This window comes from Luteibacter sp. P4_E6, from assembly GCF_056401535.1.
The window spans coordinates 1-2,667 of sequence record NZ_JBFUJE010000525.1; the positions used below are offsets into that span (position 1 = coordinate 1).

Here is a 2,667-nt window from a genome sequence, read left to right on the forward strand (position 1 = left end):
ACCCAGAAACTGCTGGACCAATTGCTTGACGGCCTGGCGAAGCACGGCGTCGAAACGGACAGCACGCGCGTGGTCGACCTGAACATCAAGCCCGGCGTGAAGCATGACGAGGGCGAAGGCGACGACTGGCCAAAGCTGCGCGAACGGCTCATGGCGGCGGACATTCTTGTCATCGCCACGCCGATCTGGATGGGACAGCCCTCCAGCGTCTCCAAGCGCGTCATCGAGCGTATGGACGCCATCCTCGGTGATATCGGCGACGATGGCCGCTACCCGACATTCGGCAAGGTCGGCATCGTCGGCGTGGTAGGCAACGAGGATGGTGCGCATCACGTGACCGCCGAGCTGTATCAGGCCCTTGCCGACGTCGGCTTCACGATTCCTGCGGGTAGCTCGGCCTATTGGGTGGGCGAAGCGATGAGCGACACAAACTATATCGACCTGAAAAAAACACCCGAAAAAGTCGCCAGTACCATCGCGACGCTCACCACGAACGCGGCGCACCTGGCGACGATCCTGAAGGCGTCGAACTATCCTGCGCCGCCGTGAACGAGTGAATGCCGACGCACATTCGCTTCACGCGTCTGTAATGCCGTAACGGCGTAAATCGATCCCGCTGCGAATGACGCAGAGCCAGGTGAGGATCTCCATCGTGGACAAGAATCGTACCGAAGGCACGAAGCACGAAGTGAAAGGCGCCGTGAAGGAAGTCGTCGGCAAGGTGACCGGCAATCACGCCAAGGAAGCGGCGGGCAATATCGAAAAGAACGCCGGCAAGGTCCAGAAGGAAGTCGGCAAGGCCGCGGACAAAGCACGTGACACCGATCGCCATCATTGATTCGGCAGCGCGGGAGGTCTTAACCGACTCCCGCGCCCCTTGATCATGTCCCTGCGCCGCTGGCTCGACCTCGCGACCAAGTCCGTCCGCACCGCGATCGACGGATTCACGGACGACGAGCTGATGACCCGGGCCGCGGCGCTTTCCTTTTATTCGGCCTTGTCGTTCGCACCCTTGCTGGTGCTTTTGTTGTGGGTGCTCGCGGCACTTCGCCCCGAATGGCAAAACGACCTCGTCGACAGCCTCACCAGCGTAATCGGCACGCAAGGCGCCGGCGCCGTAAAGCTTGTCATCGACAACGCAAAGCAACGGCCCCACCTGGGTAACGTGGTCGGCCTCATCGGCCTGTTCATCACGCTCTTCAGCGCTTCCGCCGTCTTCACCCAGTTGCAGTCCACGCTGAACCGGGTGTGGAAGCTTCGGGCCAAGCCCGGTGAGGCCGTCGTGGGCTGGCTTCGCACGCGTGCACGGGCCTTCGGCCTGCTGGTCGGCATCGCCTTCCTGCTGATCATCTCCTTTGTTATCAATGGGCTGATCAAGGCCATGATTCCGGGCGATACGACGGCCTGGCAGTTCACCGAAGCAGGTGTTTCGTTCGTCGTGTTCGCGATCGCCTTTGGCGCGATGTACCGCGTGCTACCGGACGCGCAGATTGCGTGGAAGGACGCTACCCGAGGCGGCATCCTCACCGCCGTTCTCTTCGCGGCCGGGAAGTTCGTCATCGGTCTTTATATCGAGCATGCATCCATCGGAGGCGCCTACGGTCCCGCCGGCGCCATTGTCGTGCTGCTGACTTGGGTGTATTACGCGTCCATCATCGTGCTTCTGGGCGCTGAGCTCACCCGTGGGCTCGCTGTGGCGCGCGGGGCAAAGATCCGGCCGGCAGAACATGCCGAGAGCTTYGCCGAGGAGATCACGCCGTCGCGACCGCACGAACGGGCCTGAGCATGCGCGCCCGAAGTGCACGGTTAGCGGGCTCCGACACATAACGTGAAACGAGCCCGCCGAGCAGCCAGCAAAGGCCCAATGCGGGCAAATACCATACCCATCCCCAAACCGTGTCGGTGCCGGTCATCCTGGCAACGCCCACCAGCGCGAACACGACGAACATGTGCGTGAGATAGATTTCGTAGCTGGCCCGCCCCATCGACCTTAGCCAGCCGCCTCCGCGTGTCGCGTTTCCGCCTTCTGGCGCCGCAAGGACCAGGCACACCGCGGAGCCAATGAGGACGAGCATGTAGCCCTCGTGGATCGCGTGCCACAACCATCCCCCGGAGAACATCACGAGGGCCAGGGCAACCACCCCGATGACGGCAAGCACTCGACGAGCCCGGCGCGGGAGAACGCCGTGGCGTGCGGTGAACAGGGCGGCGAGAACCCCTGCGGCAATGGCACCCATGCCCGGCAGATACGCTTTTTCCTGCCAGATCTCGTTGTCGACGATCGCCGCGCGGGTAAAAGGCACGGAGACGACCAACAGCAACAACAGCGGCACCAGCCATCGTGTCTTGCCAAGGCCGAGGCACATCAGGGGAAAAGCAACATAGAACAGCTCTTCGACGGAAAGCGACCAGAGCACGTCCCATCCCCCCGGTAGCCAACCCGTATGGCCCTCGTAGACATTCAGGGTGAAGGTGAGCGCGGACAGCGTGGCGCCGCCCGGCGATTGCCGACCCGCATCGATCACGTAGTTGGGTACGCCCAGCGCGTGGCAGGCGAGCAGGATCGCAAGGATTCCGAGCAGACAAGGCGCAATGCGTGCCATGCGGCGCGCGTAAAAGCTGCGCCAGTCGATCGTCCCCAGGGCACCGTCTCGCTCCAGCGTGTGT

General features: G+C 62.8%; 4 protein-coding genes. 3 read left to right on the plus strand and 1 reads right to left on the minus strand.

What is annotated here, in order from left to right; translation table 11 throughout:
- The 3 genes from AC1DT2_RS20250 to AC1DT2_RS20260 all read left to right on the plus strand — a co-directional run.
- Nucleotides 1–549: flavodoxin family protein (locus AC1DT2_RS20250; RefSeq protein WP_477298325.1), on the plus strand; the 549-nt coding region annotated here is incomplete at its 5' end.
- 103 nt (nucleotides 550–652) lie between these two features.
- Nucleotides 653–838, plus strand: coding sequence for a CsbD family protein (locus AC1DT2_RS20255; protein WP_063572082.1), 186 nt, complete (start codon nucleotides 653–655; stop codon nucleotides 836–838).
- 45 nt (nucleotides 839–883) lie between these two features.
- Nucleotides 884–1,783: a YihY/virulence factor BrkB family protein gene (locus AC1DT2_RS20260; protein ID WP_477298326.1), complete on the plus strand. Its 900-nt coding sequence runs from the start codon at nucleotides 884–886 to the stop codon at nucleotides 1,781–1,783.
- Here the strand turns inward: AC1DT2_RS20260 and AC1DT2_RS20265 are convergent.
- The coding region (locus AC1DT2_RS20265; protein ID WP_477298328.1) for an acyltransferase family protein at nucleotides 1,752–2,667 on the minus strand (916 nt) is incomplete at its 5' end. The genes AC1DT2_RS20260 and AC1DT2_RS20265 overlap by 32 nt on opposite strands.